Here is a 21,811-nt window from a genome sequence, read left to right on the forward strand (position 1 = left end):
GGGATCTTCGCAAATCCGCAAGACACGCTCGCACTAACTGTCTACCGCCTGCACCGCCTTGCGCACTGGTTTGCTGAAGGAACTTCAAGAGCCATCAAGGACAGGCACCATGGCGCAACCGCTTGCAACCCAATCCCCGCACCTCGACATCCCCAGCAACGCCATCCCCTCCTGGCTGGGCACTGCATCAGCCGCCAAGCGTGCGGCGCTGGCCGAGGGTACGCCGGCCATTGCCGCCTGGTACCTGCGCGCCACCGAGCAGCAGCACGCGCATCTCAAGCAGCTGAATGCCGCCGCCTGGACCGCACAAAACCGCGTGGACAAAGCCCTCGCCGCCCTGCAGAGCCCCGAGACCTTTGGCGCCGCACGCCTGCAAGCGGCGCTCAAGGATGAGTTCGGCTTCGACGCCGACGTGCGCACGACCTACCTGCAACTGTATGTACCGCTGACCCTCGCCGGGTTCACCGTCAAGCCGGGGGCGGCGCGCACATGGTCGGTCTCGTTGCTGGACGCGGCCCTGCATAACTTCGAGACCGACGAGCCCTACGAGCAGCACTCCGGATTCAGCACCCAGCCAACGCCAGCGGGCCAGTTCAGCCAACTGCCGGCCCTGGACGCGAAGATCAGCATCGCCCAATTCACCCAACTGTGCCGCCGCCTGGATATCGGCGCGGCCTATCGGCGCTATCTGGATGAATACCTGGACCTGGACAATCCCGTGGCCCGCACCAGCCTGGAATACTGGCTCAAACAAAGCCACCTGGGGGCGCTGCAGCTGGCGTTGTACATGGCCTTGCTGAAGGGCGACCTGCCTGCCGCCAGCCATGATGCCGTCCTCAACCTGCTCCACAATGGCCATGCAGCACACAACGGCTGCCCGCCGCTGGTGGCCCATGAACTGCTGATAATGGACTGCCGCCTGACTGGCATTGTGCTGTTTGCTCCGGACCTGGAGGCCAGCCGCGAGGTGGTGCCCTTGATCGCCTACATTCCCGACGACCCGCAAACCCCGGTCAAACACTACCCCAGCAGCGCGGCGTTCATGCAAAGCCTGGTCGCCAGGCTGCGCGCCACGGACTATCAACAGTTTTTCAGCCGCTTTGTGCGCCACGAAGACGCCGCGGTATTTTTTGCCAACCTCAACCAACGCCTCGGCCAGGTCTCGTGGCATCCGCACACCGCAGGCGATCCGCTGCCCAGTTGGCGCGAGAGCCCCACACAGCGCCCCAACCTGCAATTTCGCGGGCTTAAAATCAGCGGTGATCTGTTCGCTCATCTGTTCCAGATGCAACTGAGCAAGCTGCAAGCCGACAGCCAAAGCCGCGCTGTCGCCACCGCGCGCGTCGACCAGAACGCCCGCTGGCGACGCTGGGCGTTCATTCAGAAGATCGCCGAAAGTGTTTTGCAAGTTATAGCCTTTGTGGCCCTGCCATTCATCCCGCCCCTGGGCGCGCTGATGCTCGCCTACACCGATTATCAAGTCCTCGACGAAGCCTTCGAAGGGGTTGTCGACTGGGCCCAGGGCCTGCAACGCGAAGCCCTGGGCCATGCCTTGGGCTTGATGGAACAACTGGCGCAACTGGGCCTGTTTGCCACCGGCATTCCCATCGCCACCGAGTTGCTGCGCAAGGCTTTACCCCAACAGATGCTGGATTTTTTCGAAAGCCTGCTGCCCGTCAAGCGCCCCGACGGTCAACACCGCCTGTGGCAACCGGACCTCAGCCCCTATCGCCAGGAGGTGACGCTGCCGGCCGATACCCGCCCTGACGCGCAAGGCCTGCACCGGCACAACGGCAAACCCATCCTTGCCCTCAACGGCGAGCATTACCACGTAGAACAAGACGCCGGGCGCTATTTCATCCAGCACCCCACGCGCCCTGGAGCCTACCGCCCGCGGGTCATGACCAATGGCCAGGGCGCCTGGGTCACAGAGCTGGAGAACCCACTGGGCTGGGACCGCGCCACCCTGATGCGCCGCCTCGGTTACCAGACCGATAGCTTCAGCGATGAGCAACTGGCCCAGGTCCGCGACTGCAGCGCCACCCACGACAACACCCTGCGAAAAGTGCATGCCACCCAGCAGACACCCCCGCCACTGCTGGCTGACAGCCTCAAGCGCTTTGGCATCGACCAGCAGTTGCAGGACTTCCTGGCGCAACTGAACAGTGACGATCCGGCGGTCTACGCCAAGGCCGATCCGCAGGCCCTGTTGCAGTTACTCATCAGCTATGGACTGTGGCCCTCCAGCAAGACCCTGCGGGTACTCGATGCCAGCGGCAGAACCCTCTGGCAATTCCCCGGTGACGAGGGGGCCAGCACCGTACAGGTGCTGGAAGCACAACTGCACAACGGCGATCTATTGCCGACCCTGATCGAGGGCTTGAGTGAGCCGGAGCGCAAACACCTGCTGGAAGAAGAGTTCGGCCTGCCGCCCTCTTCCAGCCGCACCCGCGCCACCGCCTTGCGCAAGCAATTGGCGCGGATCGCCCAGGACAAGCGCTTCTCGTTATTCGAGTCACGCTACCGCGGCCTGGACCGCGCGCCCAATGCCCGAGTCCAGAAAATCATCGACAGTGCCTCGCGCCCCGGCCTGCCCGCGCCGGTGGCCGAGGAACTGCTGTCCAGCGCCAGTGGCGAGGAGCTCAAGGCCATCGACGCCGGTAATGTACCCACGCGCCTGGCGGAACTGGCCGACTGGTCGCTGCATGAAGTGCGCACCACCCGCGCCTATGAAGGGCTGTACCTGGACACCGTGGAGAACCCGGACACTTGCCGGTTGGCCCTGCACTCCCTGGAAAACCTCAGCGGCTGGCCGACGTGGATACGCCTGGAAGTCAGGGAGTACCGCGCCGAAGGCACGCTGCTCGATGCAATCGGCCCTACCTATGCGTTGACCAAAAGAACCCTGGTGGCGACACCCGACGGCCTGTACATCCCGGAAAACGGCCAAGGCGCGCTGTTCGGCAGCACGGATTTTTACACCGCCATCCTGCAAGCCCTGCCTGACAGTGCCCGGGATGCCGTGCAGATCCATATCGGCCAGGGCCCGCGCCTCAAGCAGGCAATCGGCGAACACCCACTGGACCGTCCGAGCCTGCGTACGCTGCTTGATACCGACCCGCCGCGCAAACCCGCCTACGATCCCACTGTCATGCGCCTGCGCGGCGGCATGGACGGCTACCCGCCGGCCCTTCCCGAACAGCCTGGGCCAAGCCGCGGCCCTTCACTGGAGCAACAACTGCAGACACTGCGCCCGCAACTGTCGCCGGCAAAAGTCCGCGAAATGATCGCCACCCTGCAAAACACCTTTGGCGGTGCCCAGCCAGTGCTGACGCGCCTGAGAAACGAATACATCCGGCTGGACCTCGCCCTGACGGTCTGGGAATCTCAAACGCCCGACCTGCACCCTCTCACTCAGGCGCCGCTCAGTGCGACTGACAAGGAGTACCTGCGCCGTGATCGCAGCCTGTTCGCCCACCAGTTGCGCCGGGCGTGGCGCCAGGAAACCGCAATCGACAACTTCTACGAGGCACCGGCCACCAACGGCCGCATGCTGCGACTGTCCGGCCCACTGCTCGGCGAACTGCCCGCACTGACTGCAAACTTCGACCATATCTCGCACCTGGAACTGCAAGGTGCGCACCAGCGCATCGACGTCGACGGCTTCCTGCAGCTTTTTCCAAGGCTGCGCTACCTGAGCATCCGCAATGTAGCCTTGAACGAACTGCCGCCTTGCCTGGCCTCGTTCACTGGGCTCAACGAACTGATCCTGAGCGGTTGCAACATCAGCCTGACCGAGCAAAGCCTGGCTGTCGTCAACGGCATGACGCGCCTATTGACCCTTGACCTGTACAACAACCCCCTGACCCTGCTGCCCAACCTGGAACAGATGCCGCAGTTGCAATACGTGGACTTGGCCAGCACCGGCATCAGCCAACTGCCTCCTGGTCTGTTGAGCCGCGCTCATCTGATATTCGTGATGCTGTCCAACAACCAGATCAGCGACCTGCCTGCGCAGTTGTTCGAGCTGCCCACCGACATCACGCGGCACTTCGACCTGTCCGGCAACCCGCTTTCAAACGAGGCGCTGGAGCGCATCAAAATCTACTTCCAGCGTACCCATCACTATCTGGAAGCCACCCCGCCCCAGCCCGACGTGGAGCAGGCCAAACGGTTGTTCCCCTCATTCAACGGCGATCAAATCAACCGCTTCATTTTTGCCCTGCCGGGCGACCTGGCTGCCGGCCGCACCGAGATGAACCGGTTGGAGAGCGAGTTTCCCCTCATCCGCCTGGACACCCTCGACTGGGCCAACGACAGCCGCGTCGACGCGGCAGAACAAGCCTTGCGCCACAGCTTCATTGATGCCCTGGAGACAGGCTGGCGCCGGGATGTGACGTCGGGCGAGCCACCCGAGGGGCAACCCACGTCCAGCTACGAATTCAGCCTATTCATCACCGTGAGCGGCACACTGCCCGCCCTGCGTGCATCCTTCAATCACGTGTCGATGCTCGCGCTCAAAGGTCGCGGGACACCCTTGAATCTGGATGCGTTCCTGCAGAGCTTTCCCGCGCTGACCGGGCTGCATATCGAGGACTACGCACTGGGTGAACTGCCGCAGATCAGCCACTTGCCGCAACTCTCCTACCTGGTGCTGGAACGCTGCGCCCTGAGCTTATCGCCCACCAGCGCGCAAGCCTTGCAGCGCATGGTCGAACTCAAGCACCTGAACCTGAACAGCAACCCTTTGACGACACTGCCGGACTTCAGCCGAATGCCACAGCTGATCAGCCTCTCACTGCGCAACACCAGCTTGACGCAACTGCCCGACTCACTGATTCAACCCGCCACGGTGCGCGCTCACGTGGACTTGAGCCAAAACCTGCTGCGCGAGCTGCCAGACCAGGCCTTCCTCTTGCCCCCCGCCGTCAGCGCCGCGCTTGACCTGTCGAGCAACCCCTTGTCGCCCTCCACCCTGCGACGTGTGAAAGGCTATTGCCAAACCAAGGGAGAACACTGGAACGCTGACATTCCCGCCAGCGACCTGCAGCGCCTCAAGACCCTTTACCCCACGTTTTCGGAGCGTGACAGCAAGCGCATCTTCTTCGAACTGCCGGGCGAACTGGAGGACGCCGACACCCATATCAACCGCCTGAGCGCCGACTACGCAGAGTTGGGCACCCAGCTGCAGGAGTGGGCCTTGAACGTGCCGCTCATGGATCAATTGCAAGTCCCGTTACTGAACGAAAACGCGCGTGCCGAGGAACAGGTTCGCCGCTTGGCGCTCAAGGAGTTACTCCTGGGCTGCTGGCGTCGAGAGACGGAACCGGACGAAACTCAATGGCCGACTCGGCGCAGCTACAAGCTGATCTTCAACAACTCACTGCTCGGCGATCTGCCGCCGCTGAATGTGCGCCTGGAGCATGTCACGCTATTGGAACTGATGGGCGACGGTAACCATAAACGTGTAGGCGAGTTCCTGCGCGCTTTCCCCAACCTGACAAGCCTGACGGTGGAGCGCCATGCCCTGCAGCGCATTCCCGAGCGCGTGTTTGATCTCAATCACCTGCAGCACCTGAAACTCAACGAAAACTCAATCCACCTGACACCAGACAGCATCGAGCAGCTGTCGCGCCTGACCAACCTCACCCACTTGGACTTGAGCGACAACCCGCTCACGCTGAGTCCGGACCTGCGCAATCTCACACGCCTGGTCATCGTCTACCTACACAATTGCGGGTTGAGCGAGCTGCCGCTGGCAGTGTTCAGCCTGCCACGCTTGCAGGCCCTGGATTTGAGCGACAACCTGATCCAGCACCTGCCGACAGACCTGCTGGAAATGCCCTTGCCCCTCAACGACGACTCAGACCTGAGCGGCAACCCCTTGTCCGCCGCAAGCATGACGCTACTGCGCACTTACTATCGGCAGACCGGTTATGAGTTGGGCGTGGAAGAAGCGATGTTCGACGAAAACCGTGCCGCACTGACACCGCCCAGCACGCCAGAGCCTATGGAAGAGTGAGCCTGCTGCGGTAAGGGGGCTTGTCCCCTCTCCACAAAAAGCGGCGCCTTGTCAGCCGCGCTCGGAGGGTACCGACGACAATTCGAACGGGCTGCTGCTACGGCGCTGGTTGCGATCTTCACGGGGGGTGGCGCCAAAGAAGTTGCGGTAGGCGCTGGAGAAGTGCGGCCCCGAGGAGAAGCCGCAAGACAGGCCGATCTGGATGATCGACTTGCTGGTCTGCATCAACATCTGCCGCGCCTTGTTCAGGCGCAGCTCCAGGTAGTACTGGCTGGGAACGCGATTGAGGTATTGCTTGAAGATCCGTTCCAGTTGTCGTCGGGACACGCATACGTGCTGGGCAATTTCGTCGGTGGTCAGCGGCTCTTCGATATTGGCTTCCATCAACAACACGGCCTGGGTCAGCTTCGGGTGGCTGGAGCCCAGGCGGTTTTGCAGGGGGATTCGTTGGCGCTCGCCGCCTTCGCGGATGCGCTCCACCACCAGTTCTTCGGAGACCGCACCAGCCAGTTCGGCGCCGTGGTCACGGGCCAGCACCGCCAGTAGCAGGTCGAGCACCGACATGCCACCGCAGGCCGTCAGGCGATCACGGTCCCAGTCGAACAAATGGCTGGTGGCGATGACCTTGGGAAAACGCTCGGCGAAATCGTCCTGCCAGCGCCAGTGCACGGCGGCGCGGTAGCCGTCGAGCAGGCCCAGTTGCGCCAGCGGATACACGCCTGCCGACAGGCCGCCGATCACGCAACCGGAACGAACGAGCTGCTTGAGCGCCGAGCTTAGTTGCGAGGCGATCACGGTCGGCGGCTCGTCGGCCAGCAGGAACAGTTTCTGGAAGCCTTCGAGCTTGCCGGCCCAGGGTTCGCCCGGCAGTTGCCAGGCCCCTTCGGTTTGCGGCTCGGCCTGCAGGAACGACAGTTCATACACCACATCCGGATGCACACGCTGAGCAACGCGCAAGGCCTCCTCAGCCAGCGCAAGCGTGAGTGCTTTTGTGCTGGGCCAAATCAGGAAACCAATTTTATGGGCGGTCATGGAGTGCTATCCGAAGCGAGTAACGGTAATGAAGACAAAGGCCAATGCTAGCCCGTAAACCAACACAAAGCTTAAAAACGATAAAGACCTGCTTTCCTGTAGGAGCAAGCTTGCTCGCGAAAAACCTGAGAACACCACGGGGTATCAGGCTTCCCGCGTTTTCGTTGACGATCTTCGCGAGCAGGCTCGCTCCTACAGGGGGAGCAACGGCCTTGATTATTTCAAGCTACCGGACAGGAACTGCTGCAACCGCTCGGACTGCGGGTTGACCAGCACTTCACGCGGGTTGCCGCGCTCTTCGACAATGCCTTTATGCAGGAACACCAACTGGTTCGACACCTCGCGGGCAAAGCCCATTTCGTGGGTCACCACCACCATGGTGCGGCCTTCCAGGGCCAGGTCCTGCATGACTTTCAGGACTTCGCCGACCAGCTCCGGGTCGAGGGCCGAGGTCGGCTCGTCAAACAGCATCACCTCAGGCTCCATCGCCAGCGCCCGGGCAATCGCCACGCGCTGCTGCTCGCCACCGGACATATGGCCGGGGAAAGCGTCCTTGCGGTGGGCCACGCCCACTTTTGCCAGGTAGTGCTCGGCCTTTTCACGGGCGTCTTTTTTCGACATGCCCAATACGTGCACCGGTGCTTCCATGACGTTTTCCAGCGCGGTCATGTGCGACCACAGGTTGAAATGCTGGAACACCATCGACAGGCGCGAACGCATGCGCTGCAACTGCTTGGGGTCGGCAGCTTTCATCGCGCCGTCCTTGTTGGCCACCAGCTTCAGCTCTTCGTTATTGAGCAGGATCTTGCCGGCGTGAGGCTGCTCCAGCAGGTTGATGCAGCGCAAAAAGGTACTTTTGCCCGAACCGCTGGAACCGATGATGCTGATCACATCGCCGGCCGCGGCGGCCAGGGACACCCCTTTGAGCACTTCATGACTGCCATAGCGTTTATGCAGGTCTTGGACTTCAAGTTTGTACATGCGGTCGGTTCTCACAAAAACAGTTGGTCAGTCGTTGAGCAAGCGCCCGTGACGCAGCGCTTCGCGCCCCGCCACCTTGGCCAGCCAGAAACCCGCTTGGGCATAACGTAGCCGTTCAACGGCAAACAACACCCCCGAGGTGCCGGCACAGACAATGCTGACGCGGTCGGCCACAGGGTCAATCACTTCAAAAATCGGTTCGCCGGTTTCCACCCAGTCACCGGCCTTACGCAGGTAACTGATCACTCCGGCATGGGGTGCAAACAGCAATTCGGTGCCCTCGAAGGGCACGCCTTCACACGGCTCGTATTGCGGCGCCGCAAATTCACCGTTGATCAGGCCCTGCTCGGCGAGGAACGCGAGGATGCCTTCGGCATGGAAGATGGCCTCGTCGCGTCCGGTATCGGCCTGGCCACCCAGCTCCAGGGTTGTCGCCAGGCACGCCAGGGGAATCTGTGCCTCGGGAAACGCCCGCGACAAACGCAGCCAGGGCAGCGAGCAGGCTTCATCAAACGAACTGCCACCGGAGTCTTCCGCCAACAGGCCGACTTTTACATTCAAGTGCGCCGACAACGAACGCCATTGCGGCCAGTGCTGGGGCAGCGCGTACATGTGCAGCGCGGCTTCGGCGTCGCAGTGCAGGTCGAGGACCACATCGGCGGTGCAGGCGTGGCTCAGCAATACCCGTTGCATGCCTTGCAGCTGGCTGCTCGGCTCAGGCAGCGCGTTGAGCGTGTCGCTCATCGCCTGGCGGATCATGCGCACGTTGGCGTGGGGATCATCCCCCAGCTTGCCCTCCAGCAAGGCCGCAACCGGCTCGCTCAACTCCACGAAATCACGGTTGAAGTTCTTGCCGCTGCCTATCTCGAAACGCCCCTGGTGGCTGCCTTGCAGCAGTTGGCCGAGGCCCATCGGGTTGGCCACCGGCACCAGCTCGATCACCCCGTTGAGGGCGCCCTGCTGCTCCAGTTCGACCAGGCGCTTTTTCAGCTCCCAGGCCGCGCGCATTCCCGGCAATTCATCGGCGTGCAGGCTGGCCTGGATATACGCCTTGCGCTCGCCGTGGCCGAAACGGAACACCGTCAGTTGGCGCTCGCAGCCCAAGTGGCCCCAGGGCAGTACGTGATCGATGCGTTCCATATCAGTGCTTCCGTGGAGCCAGGTAGCTCAACCAGCGACGCTCGGCCAATTTGAACAGGCGCACCAGGATGAACGTCAGGCACAGGTAGAACAGGCCAGCGGTGATATAGGCTTCGAACGGCAGATAGTACTGGGCGTTGACCGTACGTGCGGCACCGGTGATATCGATCAGGGTGACGATGGAGGCCAGGCTGGTGGTCTGCAGCATCATGATCACTTCGTTGCTGTACTGCGGCAGCGCCCGGCGCAGGGCCGAAGGCAGCAGGATGCGGCGGTACAGCTTGTAGCGCGACATGCCCATGGCCTTGGCTGCTTCGATCTCGCCGTGGGGCGTAGCCTTGAGGCTGCCGGCAATGATTTCGGCGGTGTAGGCGCTGGTGTTGATGGCAAAGGCCAGGCACGCACAGAACGTTGCGCTGGACAGCCACGGCCAGAGGAAACTCTCGCGCACGGCTTCGAACTGGGCCAGGCCGTAGTAGATCAAAAACAGTTGCACCAGCATCGGTGTACCGCGGATCACGTAGGTGTAGAGCCAGGCCGCGCCATTGACCAGCGGCTGCTTGGACACCCGCATCAGCCCCAGGGGGACGGCAGCGAGCAAGCCGAAGAACAGCGAAATCAACAGCAGCTTGAGGGTGGTCAGCAGGCCGCCAAGGTACAGCGGCATGGCCTCCCAGATGACGTTGTAGTCGAAGATCATAGATCAGCCGCCTTTACGCCTACCGAGTAGCGCTTCTCAAGATAACGCAGGGCCAGCAACGAGACGCTGGTGATCACCAGGTACATCGCCGCCACTGCGAGGAAGAAGGTAAAAGGTTCGCGGGTGGCATCTGCCGCCTGCTTGGCCTTGAACATCATGTCTTGCAGGCCCACCACCGAAATCAACGCAGTGGCCTTGGTCAATACCAGCCAGTTGTTGGTAAAGCCGGGGATTGCCAGCCGGATCATCTGCGGCACCATCACCCGGAAAAACACCTGGAACGGGCTCATGCCATAGGCCATGCCCGCTTCGGCCTGCCCCTTGGGGATGGCCATGAACGCACCGCGGAACGTTTCCGACAGGTAGGCGCCAAAGATGAAACCCAGGGTGCCGATGCCGGCGGCCAAGGGATTCAAGTCAATATAGTCGTCGTAGCCCAGTAGCGGCGCGACGCGGTTGAGCAGGTCCTGGCCGCCGTAGAAAATCAGCAGGATCAGCACCAGGTCGGGGATCCCGCGGATCACCGTGGAGTACAGGTCACCCAGCCAAGCCAGCCAGCGTACCGGCGACAGGCGCAATGCAACCCCGATCAGACCCAGAACAATGGCCAAGGCCATGGACGACAAGGCGAGCTGAAGCGTCAACCATGCGCCATCGAGGATAACGGCCCCGTAGCCTTTCAACATGATTCAGGTCCTCGAAAAGGCGGATGAAAAAATGGCGCAAACTTCAGAGACCCTGGTGCTTGCGCCATTCTGGACAGACAACTGCGAAGGTTTACTTGGCGTCAGCGCCGTAAATATCGAAGTTGAAATACTTTTTCTCGATTTCTTTGTACTTGCCATTGGCGCGGATCGCGGCGATGGCAGCATTGATGCGGTCCAGGTTGGCCTTGTCGCCTTTACGTACTGCGATACCGATGCCATCACCGAAGTATTTGGCGTCGGTGAACGCAGGACCTACGAACGCGTAGCCTTTGCCAGAGTCGGTCTTCAGGAAACCGTCTTCGAGCAGGGTCGCATCGGCCACGGTGCCATCAAGGCGACCGGCAGCCACGTCCAGGTAGATTTCGTTCTGGGTGCTGTAAGGAACGACGGTCGCACCTTTAGGCGCCAGGACTTCCTTGGCGAAACGGTCGTGGATCGAACCGCGCTGTACGCCGATCTTCTTGTCCTTGAGCTCAACCAGGCTGTCGCTGACGGTTACGCTGTCCTTCATCACCAGGCGGGCTGGGGTCAGGTAGTAGCGGTTGGTGAAGTCCACGGACTTCTTGCGGTCGTCAGTGATGGACATGGACGACAGGATCGCGTCGATCTTGCGTACTTTGAGGGCCGGGATCAGACCGTCGAACTCTTGCTCGACCCAGGTGCACTTGACCTTCATCTCTTCGCACAGGGCGTTGCCGATGTCGTAGTCAAAACCGACGATGCTGCCATCCGGCGCCTTCGAGGCAAACGGAGGGTAGGCTGCTTCGATACCAATTTTCAGCGGCTTCTCTTCAGCGAAGGCCTGCATGGACAGCACGGACAGCGCCAGGGCGCCCAACAGCACGAGTTTCTTCATCTTGGGACTCCATCGGTATAGGACAAAAACAGCAGTATGAGCCATGGCCCACGATGCGACTGAGTGAAACCGAATAGCGGTGCTGCGTCCTACACCAGTTGAACATGGCGACGACGAGCGAGTGATCGGCATTCTAACGACAGGCCGGAAGCCGATATTTCCTCAATGCGACAACAATTTACAGAAGCACCGAGAAAGCGACCCCAACACATTGACAGCCTCTGATTTTTATGCAGAGGCAAAAGATATTAAACCTATTAACGCTGCAAATTGCGGGCCTATTATTCGCAAACCCTTCTATTCCGGCAAGTGTAGCGTTTGATCTAATTTTACCGGGCGTCTAAAACGGGCGTTTTCGGGGCATGGATGTAGCACTTTGCCTCATGTTTGGGCGCAAGGTTACACATTTGCACCGCGGGGTAACATTCAGAAACGTCCTACTAGATAAACCGATATTTATTGGCTTGGTGCTGAGAACGGTCTGTCAGCTCCCCCACCCCATTTGAAACTGACCCACCGCTATCGCAGGCAAGCCAGCTCCCACATCGACCCTATTTCATATTCAAATTCCCACAAAAAAGCCCCACCCGGCCTACGCCGAATGGGGCTTGGTCCCATAAACCCGCTTACGCGACGTTCATGGTCTTGTGGGTATCAATCAAATGCTGCACCACGCTTGGATCGGCCAGGGTGGAGATATCCCCCAACCCGTCATACTCGGCCGTGGCAATCTTGCGCAGGATACGGCGCATGATTTTCCCCGAACGGGTCTTCGGCAAACCAGGTGCCCATTGGATCACGTCTGGCGATGCAATCGGGCCGATCTCCTTGCGCACCCAGTTCTTCAGCTCCAGGCGCAGCGCTTCGGTCGGCTCCTCACCGTTTTTCAGGGTGACATACACATAGATGCCCTGGCCCTTGATGTCGTGCGGTACGCCGACCACGGCGGCCTCGGTGACTTTCGGGTGGGCAACCATGGCGCTTTCGATTTCGGCGGTACCCATGCGGTGCCCGGAAACGTTGAGCACGTCATCCACGCGGCCGGTGATCCACCAGTAGCCATCTTCATCGCGACGCGCACCGTCGCCGGTGAAGTACATGCCACGGAAGGTCTTGAAGTAAGTGTCGACGAAACGGTCATGGTCGCCATACAGCGTGCGCGCCTGGCCCGGCCACGAATCGAGGATTACCAGGTTGCCTTCGGCAGCGCCCTCGATGATGTTGCCCAGGTTGTCCACCAACGCTGGCACCACGCCAAAGAACGGACGTGCCGCCGAACCCGGCTTGAGCGCGTGGGCGCCCGGCAATGGGCTCATCAGGGTTGCGCCGGTTTCGGTCTGCCACCAGGTATCGACAATCGGGCAACGGGATTGGCCGACGTTCTTGTAGTACCAGTCCCACGCTTCCGGGTTGATCGGCTCACCCACCGAACCCAACAGGCGCAGGCTGCTGCCATCAGTGCCTTCGCAGGCGGCGGTGCCAGAGGCCATCATCGCGCGGATCGCGGTCGGCGCGGTGTAGAGAATATTGACCTTGTGCTTGTCGACGATTTTCCCGACCCGCGTGATATCCGGGTAGTTCGGCACGCCTTCGAACAGCAGCGTGGTCGCGCCATTGGCCAGCGGGCCGTAGACAATATAGGTGTGGCCAGTGACCCAGCCGACGTCGGCGGTGCACCAGTAGACTTCGCCCGGACGGTAGTCGAACACGCGCTCGTGGGTCAGGGCCGCGTACAACAGGTAGCCGCCGGTGGTGTGCTGCACGCCCTTGGGCTTGCCGGTGGAACCGGAGGTATAAAGGATGAACAGCGCTTCTTCGGCGCCCATCTCTTTTGGCGCGCAGACGGTGCCCGCCACTTTCATCAGGTCTTCGTACCAGATGTCGCGATGCTGGTTCCACTTGATCTGGCCATTGGTGCGCTTGCACACGATGACTTTCTGGATGCTGCTGGTTTCCGGGTTGGTCAGCGCATCGTCGACATTGGCCTTGAGCGGCACCTTCTTGCCGGCACGAATACCTTCGTCGGCAGTGATCACCACTTTGGATTTGCAGTCGATGATGCGACCGGCCAGGGCTTCAGGGGAGAAGCCGCCAAACACCACCGAGTGGATCGCGCCGATGCGGGTACAGGCCAGCATGGCGACCACGGCTTCGGGGATCATTGGCATATAGATGGTCACCACATCGCCGCGGTGCACATCCTGGCCACGCAGGGCGTTGGCGAATTTGCAGACCTGTTCATGCAGTTCGCGGTAGGTGATGGTGCGGCTCTCGGAAGGGTCGTCGCCCTCCCAGATAATCGCTGCCTGGTCGCCACGCTCGGCGAGGTGACGGTCCAGGCAGTTGTAGGAAACGTTGAGGGTGCCGTCAGCGAACCACTTGATATCCACATGGTGGTCGTCGAACGAAGTCTGCTTGACCGTGGTGAAAGGCTTGATCCAGTCAAGACGCTTGGCTTGCTCGCGCCAGAAGCCGTCGGGGTTGACCACCGACTGCTGGTACATGGCCTTGTAGGTCGCCTCGTCGGTCAGCGTGTTGGCTGCTACTTCGGGGCGAACGGGGTACAGGGAAGCCGCACTCATCTTTCTTACCTCGGTGACAATAGTTGTTGTTGTATGCCCCTGTTTTAGCCGGGGTAGGCCTATAGAACCATTCGACGATGGTAGTAACAAGCCCCTACAAATTACCCTGATATCCCCTTGCAGCGCTCTGGCTCGGCGCCTGTAGCGCATTTTGCAACACTGCAAAAAACCTCTGTCGTGGATTGTTACGAAAACCACCAATAGTGTTTATCAAAAGCACGGGTATATGAATGCAACCCAGGCGCCTAAAATCGGCCTCGCCAACAAGGCACCGTGATTAACCAAGTTGCAGCCCCCACGAAGGCACGTTAATCCGAACTCACTACTCAAGTTACACACGTGGCCTCACAAGGGCCCCGTGACCCCCTTCGACTGTAAAAAGGTAAATTGGAAATGAAAGCTTTATTAGTTATGGCCCTTGCCAGCCTGTGCGCTACCGCAGCCCTGGCCGACGAGATCCCGACTGACGTAGCCAGCCAGAGCACCGCCGTTGTTGAGGAATACACCTACTCCACTGATCTGGATATTGCCAAGGTGGTATCCATGAGTTCCATTCCGAATGTCTGCGAAGTTGTTCCAGCGCGCATGGAATATGAAGATCACCAAGGCCAGCGGCATATCCTTAATTACAAAGTCATGGGTAACGGTTGCTCTAACGGATAATTAATTAGTTAGTTGAAACCTATCCTGGCAATGTTCGCCGCAAGGAATTGTCCTTGCGGCAAAGAAACACCCGCAAAATCCTCGCCTTGCCCCCTGCTCCGAAAATACCTCACCGCCCGTCAAAAAAATCCTACCCCGGCAAACCCTTGTAAACCCGCACCCCGGCCGGAAATACCCTCATTTTGGCCCTTGGCTGAGGCTATCCGCCGCAACACAAAGCCAAATTTTTCCCTATAATACGCGGGTAAATCGGGCCTGCAATATCCCTTTACACGGGGGTAACGAGCCAGACCTGAGGCCCCGCAGGAGTACGACACCGTCGCTCCGCCCCTCAGGCATCATGCAGAGTACCCGTAGCCCTATTCCGTTTAATGCCTGCGCGAGCTGTTGCAACAAACGATTCCTTAAAGATCCACCGCGGCCCTTGGGCCGTGTGAACACCCAACCATCCGGTTTCACACGGGCACCATTGGCCCTCACGCAGGAGACGACACGTCATGCTGAGCTGGGACGAATTCGACAAAGAAGAAGAAGGCGAAGTAGCCGCCAAAGGCGCCAACGCCGGCCACGCCACCGAAGCCAACATGGACCGCCTCGACGGTGCCGGCGCCGCCGCTGCCATCGAAGCCCGCGCCGTGACCGCCAATGACTCCGCCGCCATCGTGCGGGCCAAGGCTGCCCTGGACAAACTCGACGTCGCCGAAGGCCTGGCCGAGCTCGAAGGCGCTTCCGCCCGTGTCGCTGTCGACGAAAAGCGCATGATCAACTGCCGCGCCGACCTCAACCAACTCGTGCCGTTCAAGTACGACTGGGCCTGGCAGAAGTACCTCGACGGCTGCGCCAACCACTGGATGCCGCAAGAGGTCAACATGACCGCCGACATCGCCCTGTGGAAAAACCCCGAAGGCCTGACCGACGACGAACGTCGCATCGTCATGCGCAACCTGGGCTTCTTCTCCACCGCCGATTCCCTGGTGGCCAACAACCTGGTCCTGGCCGTGTACCGCCTGATCACCAACCCGGAGTGCCGCCAGTACATCCTGCGCCAGGCCTTCGAAGAGGCGATCCACACCCACGCCTACCAGTACTGCATCGAATCGCTGGCCATGGATGAAGGCGAGATCTTCAACATGTACCACGAGATCCCATCGGTCGCTAAAAAAGCCGCCTGGGGCCTGAAGTACACCCGTTCGATCTCCGATCCGAAGTTCGAAACCGGCACCGTCGACACCGACAAGGAACTGCTGCGCAACCTGGTCGCCTACTACTGCGTGCTGGAAGGCATCTTCTTCTATTGCGGCTTCACCCAGATCCTGTCCATGGGCCGTCGCAACAAAATGACCGGCGTGGCCGAGCAGTTCCAGTACATCCTGCGCGATGAGTCGATGCACCTGAACTTCGGCATCGATGTGATCAACCAGATCAAAATCGAAAACCCACACCTGTGGGATACCGAGATGAAGGAAGAAGCGACCCAGATGATCCTGCAAGGGACCCAGCTGGAGATCGAATACGCACGCGACACCATGCCGCGCGGCGTGCTGGGCATGAACGCAGCGATGATGGAGGACTACCTCAAGTTCATCGCCAACCGTCGTCTGTCGCAAATCGGCTTGAAGGAAGAATACCCAGGCACCACCAACCCGTTCCCGTGGATGAGCGAGATCATGGACTTGAAGAAAGAGAAGAACTTCTTCGAGACCCGCGTGATCGAGTATCAGACTGGCGGGGCGTTGAGCTGGGATTGATCGGCGCATAGTCGCGACATGAAAAAGCCCTGGGGTCGCACCCAGGGCTTTTTTTATGGGAGCCGGTCACGGCGCATCAACAGTGGGCGGTTTGCCATTTCTTGAAGTACATCACCTCAAGCACCTGGCCCGGAAGGGTTCGGATCCCATCTCCAATGCTGTAGCCTTGTGCCCCAATTGCCATCAGCGTTGTTACCGGTCGACTGATCGGGATGAATTCACCACAGGGTTTTACTCGAAAATCGATAGATTGATATCCGAGTAGACTCCTGCGGTCACAGCGTATGCATTCCAAAAAAATAGTAGATAGGACCGAGGCCACCCCGTGAACCCAGACATGCTAGAAGCCGGCCCAGTGGGCGCCAAGGTACTTTCAGTCTTCGACTTCGACGGCACCCTGACCCGCCACGACAGTTTTGTGCCGTTCCTCAAGTTTGCTTTCGGCAAGCAGGAATTCAACCGCAGGATGCTCAAGCTCGCACTGCCTGGCGTGCGCTTCCTGTTGCGCCAGATGAGCCGCGATGAGCTCAAGGCCCAGTTGATTCGCACCTTTATGACCGGTGTGGACAAGGCTTGGGCCCAGCAGAAAGCCGAGGAGTACTGCAAGGCCTCCTGGAACAAGCTGATGCGCCCTGCCGGCCTGCAGTCGGTGGCCGACGAGATTGGCTCCGGCGCCGAGGTGACGCTGTGCTCGGCGTCGCCGGCAATCGTGTTGCAGCCTTTTGCTGATCGGCTGGGGATCAAGCTGATCGGCACCGAGCTTGAGGTGGTCGATGGGGTGTTGAGTGGGCGCCTTACGGGCAACAACTGCCGCTGTGAGAACAAGGTGCTGCGCCTTGAGGCGATTTATGGCGACTTGGCTGAGTATCGGCTCAGGGCCTGGGGTGACACACGCGGCGATCGCGAGTTGCTGGCAGCGGCGCAGGATGCCCATTGGCGGCATTTTCATTCGGCCAAGCGCCGTGGCAAGCCGAAGCTGAAAGCCCGGTAATCGCAGGCGCTCTCTCGTAGGGGTAGGCACGCCCCTACACAGTGGAGTGCCTATGGATGTTTGAAGTACCGCCGCGATCCCGCTATTAATAGCGCACCTTCCTACGGATCCGCCTGCGATGAAGTTCGACACAGCCTATTGCCTGAGCCTGGATGAAAAGCTGTCGATCTATGACGTGCGCGACCTGAATTTCGACGAAACCGCCGCCTTCGATTCCGACAGGGACAGCTTCCTGTGCCCCAACGATGACTGCCGTGCGGCGTTTGCGGCGGGCAATGTACTGGGCACGTTCAATGGCAAGAACGTCAACTACCTGCGCACCCCGCATTTCAAGAACCTGCCCAGCACCCGGCATATCGAGGGCTGCCGCTATGCCAGTCACAAAGCCACGGCAGGAGAAACCGAGGATGGGCGCGAGGAAAACTTCCCATCGGAGTTTGTGCTGACTCGGCGTCAGTACGAACGCAAGGCAGCCATCCAAGGCGCCACAGACGTTATCCCGCAGGCGCCGGCGAAAGAGCCCTCGAGAACAGCCAATACTTCCCACAGTGCCAGCGAAACCACACCGGACAAGACCAGTGTCTTCGCACACCCGGTCGAATGCTACGTGTCCAACATCGACAACAAGGACAAGCTCAAGGGCATGCCGTTGAAGATCGCTGAGCAGACCGCGACCTATTGGGCGTTTTTCAAGAAAATCGAATACCTGCAGGACAACAAAGGCTTGATCTACTGGGGCCGGATCAAGGCGATCAAGGACTACACCAGCAGCTTTCGCATCGACTTCGAAAAGAGGGTGTGGCTCGACAAGAAGCCCTACTCCGTCAACGTGTACCTGAACAAGAAGCTGATCGAGAACTACCGCAAGCGCAAGGCGTTCCTGGAGCAGATCAAGGCCGCCGTAGACAGTGAGCGCCCCTTGTATTGCTTCTTTTATGGCGTGACGCCGGAGTTGAAACAGGTGCCGAGCAAGAAAAACCCCGAGCAGACATTCGGGGTGTTCAGTGCCGATATCCAGAACCTGGACCACCTGCTTATCCGCGAGGCACCGGGGCTGGAGGAGAAATGACCTGAAGCGCCCGCCAATCAAGGGCCGGCCACGGGGGAAGTGAACCAGTTGATGAACGGTCAAAACAACTGTACAAAAACACAGTATAGTTTGTCCTCCCCCGTCGGCATCCTGGAGAAACCCCATGTCCTCTCTGGCAGTGAGCACCACCGTAGATCAGCAAATCGTCCTTCATCAGTTCACCCCACGGCACAGTGTGCAAGCACGCGCTTTGCTGGGCTGGAGCCGGGAAGACCTGGCCCGGCACGCCGGGGTTGGAGTGGACGCCATACAACGCTTTGAAAGCCATCATGAGGTGGACGACGCCATCCGCATCGCCCTGGCGTTTCGCCTGGAGCACGAAGGCCTGGTGTTTTTCCCGGGGTTTGCGCCGGGGTGGGGCATGAGTGGACGCCGCTCCCAAGCGTCACAGGCTGGTGCCGAACCGGGTCGCCGCAGCCTTATTGCGCGGCTGCTGGGCGCGACATCGTCGAACACGCCGCATCCCAACGGCGCATAGGCTCACTGGCCACGCAGCAGGTTCACCTGCCGGGTATGTCGGCACGTGCCTGCATCGCCTGTTGATAAACCCGTATCAAGGCCGACAGTGATTCCCGTGCCCAGCGGGCACCGTAGAACCAGAGCACGACCTTGGTGCCATGCAGATCGTCGTGGAATATCTGGCACACGCCTGGGTATCCGGTTTTGCAGAAGCCATGGAAAGCCGGGCTTTGGCCATCGGACACCAGCGCGTCGAGGCGATGCTCGCTCACCCGCTCATCGATCTCGTTGCTGGACGCCAAGGTGAAATGTGCAGTGGAATCCGGTAGCAGCGCCAGCACTGGCACCACTTCAGCACCGGCGGCCCGTAACACCTCCAAGGCCTGGAGAAATACGCTGGAGTGCTCCACCATTTCACGTGCATTGTTGCGCAGGTATTCGTCGGCATAACCGATACGCCAATCGGCCAGGGCAGGAGCTGATTTCGCGGCATTGTTTTCCATGACGGGCGGGACTTCCACCATAACCGGGCCCACGGGATCGACGCCACTCAGGGCCAAGAGTGATAACGACGGATCACGCACGGTCTTCATCATCGGCCCCGGAATATCGAACCTGGGGCCCTGGACAACAGGCGTTGCCGCAGGCTGGAACTCAATGCCACCCCGAGGCGGCGCCTTATTGTCCGTCGCTCCAGCCGAGGGGTTCAGTGCACAAGGTGCTGTGTCCAGGATGTTGAGCATCGACGGTACTCCCCCAGAACAGGAAGCACCTGGCACCAAGATCTTCCTACATTTTTCCTCCATCAAGCCCACTCCCAGGAAATGACTTTCCCGAGATCATCGCATCCTTTTCCAGTCGGTTCTCAAGGCGGAAACACCTTGAAAGCCCTTTCACCGACAGCGCATTGCAAACCCCGTCAACTCACCAGCGGTTGCGCCGCCTGGGCCTCGACATCCAGCCACCAGGCATGGCCGCGCTCAGGTGCAGCCAGCATGAAAGCCTGCCCCATGGCTGGCGTGGTAATCGCAACATTACGCTCCCACGCCAAGGCCATGATGCGGTCGAACGGCTCATGCCAGGCATGAAATGCCAGATCAAAGGTGCCGTTGTGGATCGGCAGCAACCAACGCCCCTTCAGATCGATATGGGCCTGCAAGGTTTGTTCAGGCTGCATATGCACATGGGGCCAGTCGACGTTGTAGGCACCCGTCTCCATCAGCGTCAGATCAAATGGCCCGTACTGCTCGCCAATACGCTTGAAGCCATCGAAATAACCGGTGTCGCCACTGAAAAAGATGCGCCGGGTACTCTCGATCATTACCCACGATGCCCAAAGTGTCTGGTTGCCATCAAACAGACCACGTCCGGAAAAGTGCTGGGCTGGGGTGGCGACAAAACGGATGCCATCCACTTCAGTGGCCTGCCACCAATCCAGCTGCCGCACCTTGTCTTGCGCAACGCCCCATTTGATCAAGGTGTCGCCGACGCCCAGTGGCGCGAGAAAATAGCGGGTCTTGGCGGCCAGGTGCACGACGGCCTGGCGGTCCAGATGGTCGTAATGGTTGTGCGACAGGATCACCGCCTCAATCGGCGGCAGATCCTCAAGGCTGATGGGCGGCTGGTGAAAGCGCTTGGGCCCCGCCCAACTGAAAGGCGAAGCACGCTCGGCGAACACCGGATCGGTCAGCCAGAACTTGCCGCGCATTTTCAGCAGTACGGTGGAGTGCCCCAGGCGGTACACACTGTGATCCGGGGCACTGAGCAGTTGCTCGCGCGTCAGGCGCTGCACCGGAATCTCCCCCACTGGCCGCGTACTGCGAGGCTTGTGAAAAAGCATTTTCCAGAAAATCTTCAGGGTCTTGCCAAAGCCAGCTCGGTTGACCGGCGCATGATTGTTGAAGTGACCTTGCTGCTGCTCGGATGGCTTGAGCGCTGCCGAGGGGGTGTCGAGGCGGTTAGAAATCGTGGCCATTACAGAGTGACTCCGGTACGTTCTGCTGATGCAGATCAACAACTACACTGCACAGTGTAGTTTCAAGATTGCAACAAAACCCGGACCAAGTAAACTACCGAGTGTAATTTTCTTCCCAGAGCCGAAAAGCCCCATGACTGCACCTCAACGCCTCACCGACCGCAAACGCGAAGCCATCGTGGCAGCGGCCATTGCCGAGTTTCGCGACAACGGCTTCGAGGTCACTAGCATGGACAAAATCGCCGCCACCGCCGGCGTATCCAAGCGTACGGTGTACAACCACTTCCCCAGCAAAGAGGAGTTGTTCACCGAGATCCTGCATAAGCTGTGGGCCAGCAGCGTGGCGCAACTGGATGTCAATTACTGCAGCCAACAACCCCTGCGCGACCAATTGCGCGTGTTGCTGCAAGCAAAGATGAAAATGATGTCGGACGCCAACTTCCTCGATCTGGCCCGGGTGGCGATTGCCGCGACCATCCATTCCCCGGAACGCGCACAGGACATCGTCAATCGCCTGAGCGAGCGCGAAGAGGGGTTCACTTTGTGGGTACGTGCCGCCCAGGAAGACGGGCGACTCAAACCCGTCGACCCGTGTTTTGCCGCCCATCAGGTGCAAAGCCTGCTCAAGGCGTTCGCCTTCTGGCCGCAAATCACCCTCGGCCAACCTACCCTGGACGCCGCCACCCAGGCCAACGTGATTGAATCGGCGATGGATCTGTTCCTGGCCGGCTACGAGATTGCTACCTGCCCCCGATAAGCCCCCGTGTCGCAATACGACGCAGCAGGTCGTTTTTGCCCTAATCCCTGTGGATCTCCACGCAAATGGCTTGGAAGGACACTGATTATTCCTGCGTAAATCAATGAC

16 protein-coding genes and 1 pseudogene are annotated in these 21,811 nt (G+C 60.0%); 8 read left to right on the forward strand and 9 right to left on the reverse strand.

Annotated features, from left to right (window positions below):
• Positions 1-109 precede the first annotated feature (109 nt).
• Positions 110-6,022: a dermonecrotic toxin domain-containing protein gene (locus GDV60_RS20175; protein ID WP_159908563.1), complete on the forward strand. Its 5,913-nt coding sequence runs from the start codon at positions 110-112 to the stop codon at positions 6,020-6,022.
• Between the two features lie 51 nt (positions 6,023-6,073).
• On the opposite strand, the gene GDV60_RS20180 is transcribed toward GDV60_RS20175, so the two are convergent.
• The 7 genes from GDV60_RS20180 to acs form a co-directional block, all read right to left on the reverse strand.
• Positions 6,074-7,054, reverse strand: coding sequence for a GlxA family transcriptional regulator (locus GDV60_RS20180; protein WP_070994681.1), 981 nt, complete (start codon positions 7,052-7,054; stop codon positions 6,074-6,076).
• Positions 7,055-7,270: 216 nt separating this feature from the next.
• Positions 7,271-8,035 (reverse strand): ABC transporter ATP-binding protein, encoded by a 765-nt coding sequence (locus tag GDV60_RS20185; RefSeq protein ID WP_029294441.1) that lies wholly within the window; start codon positions 8,033-8,035, stop codon positions 7,271-7,273.
• A 27-nt stretch (positions 8,036-8,062) separates the two neighbouring features.
• A complete protein-coding gene (locus GDV60_RS20190) occupies positions 8,063-9,175 on the reverse strand; it encodes a succinylglutamate desuccinylase/aspartoacylase family protein (RefSeq protein WP_029294438.1) in 1,113 nt (370 codons plus the stop codon).
• 1 nt (position 9,176) lies between these two features.
• The gene (locus GDV60_RS20195; protein WP_029294436.1) at positions 9,177-9,875 is read right to left on the reverse strand and encodes an ABC transporter permease; all 699 of its coding nucleotides are present in this window, start codon (positions 9,873-9,875) and stop codon (positions 9,177-9,179) included.
• On the reverse strand, positions 9,872-10,561 hold the full coding sequence (locus GDV60_RS20200) for an ABC transporter permease (RefSeq protein WP_029294434.1): 690 nt from the start codon (positions 10,559-10,561) through the stop codon (positions 9,872-9,874). Before GDV60_RS20200 ends, GDV60_RS20195 begins: the two co-directional genes overlap by 4 nt.
• A gap of 91 nt (positions 10,562-10,652) precedes the next feature.
• Positions 10,653-11,438 (reverse strand): ABC transporter substrate-binding protein, encoded by a 786-nt coding sequence (locus GDV60_RS20205; protein ID WP_104910755.1) that lies wholly within the window; start codon positions 11,436-11,438, stop codon positions 10,653-10,655.
• 626 nt (positions 11,439-12,064) lie between these two features.
• Positions 12,065-14,020, reverse strand: a complete 1,956-nt coding sequence (acs, locus tag GDV60_RS20210) for an acetate--CoA ligase (RefSeq protein ID WP_029294430.1) — start codon at positions 14,018-14,020, stop codon at positions 12,065-12,067.
• Between the two features lie 393 nt (positions 14,021-14,413).
• Here acs and GDV60_RS20215 point away from each other — a divergent pair, with 393 nt between their 5' ends.
• The 6 genes and pseudogenes from GDV60_RS20215 to GDV60_RS20240 all read left to right on the forward strand — a co-directional run bounded on the left by GDV60_RS20215 (position 14,414) and on the right by GDV60_RS20240 (position 18,990).
• Positions 14,414-14,683, forward strand: a complete 270-nt coding sequence (locus tag GDV60_RS20215; RefSeq protein ID WP_092237663.1) for a DUF2790 domain-containing protein — start codon at positions 14,414-14,416, stop codon at positions 14,681-14,683.
• A gap of 497 nt (positions 14,684-15,180) precedes the next feature.
• Positions 15,181-16,431: a ribonucleotide-diphosphate reductase subunit beta gene (locus tag GDV60_RS20220; protein ID WP_092237666.1), complete on the forward strand. Its 1,251-nt coding sequence runs from the start codon at positions 15,181-15,183 to the stop codon at positions 16,429-16,431.
• Between the two features lie 88 nt (positions 16,432-16,519).
• Positions 16,520-16,696: pseudogene (locus GDV60_RS20225) on the forward strand (HNH endonuclease); the annotation flags it as partial.
• A 72-nt stretch (positions 16,697-16,768) separates the two neighbouring features.
• Positions 16,769-17,422 (forward strand): HAD-IB family hydrolase, encoded by a 654-nt coding sequence (locus GDV60_RS20230; protein WP_159908565.1) that lies wholly within the window; start codon positions 16,769-16,771, stop codon positions 17,420-17,422.
• A 118-nt stretch (positions 17,423-17,540) separates the two neighbouring features.
• The gene (locus GDV60_RS20235; RefSeq protein ID WP_159908567.1) at positions 17,541-18,491 is read left to right on the forward strand and encodes a hypothetical protein; all 951 of its coding nucleotides are present in this window, start codon (positions 17,541-17,543) and stop codon (positions 18,489-18,491) included.
• Between the two features lie 124 nt (positions 18,492-18,615).
• On the forward strand, positions 18,616-18,990 hold the full coding sequence (locus GDV60_RS20240) for a helix-turn-helix transcriptional regulator (protein WP_029294417.1): 375 nt from the start codon (positions 18,616-18,618) through the stop codon (positions 18,988-18,990).
• Positions 18,991-19,012: 22 nt separating this feature from the next.
• Here GDV60_RS20240 and GDV60_RS20245 read toward each other — a convergent pair whose 3' ends face one another.
• Entirely contained in the window at positions 19,013-19,714 is a 702-nt protein-coding gene (locus GDV60_RS20245; protein WP_159908569.1) for an amidase family protein, read from the reverse strand.
• A gap of 176 nt (positions 19,715-19,890) precedes the next feature.
• The gene (locus GDV60_RS20250; RefSeq protein ID WP_159908571.1) at positions 19,891-20,946 is read right to left on the reverse strand and encodes an MBL fold metallo-hydrolase; all 1,056 of its coding nucleotides are present in this window, start codon (positions 20,944-20,946) and stop codon (positions 19,891-19,893) included.
• A 133-nt stretch (positions 20,947-21,079) separates the two neighbouring features.
• Here GDV60_RS20250 and GDV60_RS20255 point away from each other — a divergent pair, with 133 nt between their 5' ends.
• Positions 21,080-21,703: a TetR/AcrR family transcriptional regulator gene (locus tag GDV60_RS20255; protein ID WP_029294411.1), complete on the forward strand. Its 624-nt coding sequence runs from the start codon at positions 21,080-21,082 to the stop codon at positions 21,701-21,703.
• The last annotated feature ends 108 nt before the right edge of the window (positions 21,704-21,811 follow it).

It is taken from the genome of Pseudomonas sp. DTU12.1 (assembly GCF_009873475.1).
GTDB classification, from domain to species: Bacteria; Pseudomonadota; Gammaproteobacteria; order Pseudomonadales; family Pseudomonadaceae; genus Aquipseudomonas; species Aquipseudomonas proteolytica.

What these genes read in the sequence shown, in the direction of transcription:
- GDV60_RS20250 (WP_159908571.1), bottom strand. Translation starts at nt 20,946, where the DNA reads ATGGCCACGATTTCTAACCGCCTCGACACCCCCTCGGCAGCGCTCAAG.
- GDV60_RS20230 (WP_159908565.1), top strand. Translation starts at nt 16,769, where the DNA reads ATGCTAGAAGCCGGCCCAGTGGGCGCCAAGGTACTTTCAGTCTTCGAC.
- GDV60_RS20220 (WP_092237666.1), top strand. Translation starts at nt 15,181, where the DNA reads ATGCTGAGCTGGGACGAATTCGACAAAGAAGAAGAAGGCGAAGTAGCC.
- GDV60_RS20175 (WP_159908563.1), top strand. Translation starts at nt 110, where the DNA reads ATGGCGCAACCGCTTGCAACCCAATCCCCGCACCTCGACATCCCCAGC.
- GDV60_RS20195 (WP_029294436.1), bottom strand. Translation starts at nt 9,875, where the DNA reads ATGATCTTCGACTACAACGTCATCTGGGAGGCCATGCCGCTGTACCTT.
- GDV60_RS20240 (WP_029294417.1), top strand. Translation starts at nt 18,616, where the DNA reads ATGTCCTCTCTGGCAGTGAGCACCACCGTAGATCAGCAAATCGTCCTT.
- GDV60_RS20245 (WP_159908569.1), bottom strand. Translation starts at nt 19,714, where the DNA reads ATGCTCAACATCCTGGACACAGCACCTTGTGCACTGAACCCCTCGGCT.
- GDV60_RS20180 (WP_070994681.1), bottom strand. Translation starts at nt 7,054, where the DNA reads ATGACCGCCCATAAAATTGGTTTCCTGATTTGGCCCAGCACAAAAGCA.
- acs (WP_029294430.1), bottom strand. Translation starts at nt 14,020, where the DNA reads ATGAGTGCGGCTTCCCTGTACCCCGTTCGCCCCGAAGTAGCAGCCAAC.
- GDV60_RS20215 (WP_092237663.1), top strand. Translation starts at nt 14,414, where the DNA reads ATGAAAGCTTTATTAGTTATGGCCCTTGCCAGCCTGTGCGCTACCGCA.
- GDV60_RS20185 (WP_029294441.1), bottom strand. Translation starts at nt 8,035, where the DNA reads ATGTACAAACTTGAAGTCCAAGACCTGCATAAACGCTATGGCAGTCAT.
- GDV60_RS20255 (WP_029294411.1), top strand. Translation starts at nt 21,080, where the DNA reads ATGACTGCACCTCAACGCCTCACCGACCGCAAACGCGAAGCCATCGTG.
- GDV60_RS20190 (WP_029294438.1), bottom strand. Translation starts at nt 9,175, where the DNA reads ATGGAACGCATCGATCACGTACTGCCCTGGGGCCACTTGGGCTGCGAG.
- GDV60_RS20200 (WP_029294434.1), bottom strand. Translation starts at nt 10,561, where the DNA reads ATGTTGAAAGGCTACGGGGCCGTTATCCTCGATGGCGCATGGTTGACG.
- GDV60_RS20205 (WP_104910755.1), bottom strand. Translation starts at nt 11,438, where the DNA reads ATGAAGAAACTCGTGCTGTTGGGCGCCCTGGCGCTGTCCGTGCTGTCC.
- GDV60_RS20235 (WP_159908567.1), top strand. Translation starts at nt 17,541, where the DNA reads ATGAAGTTCGACACAGCCTATTGCCTGAGCCTGGATGAAAAGCTGTCG.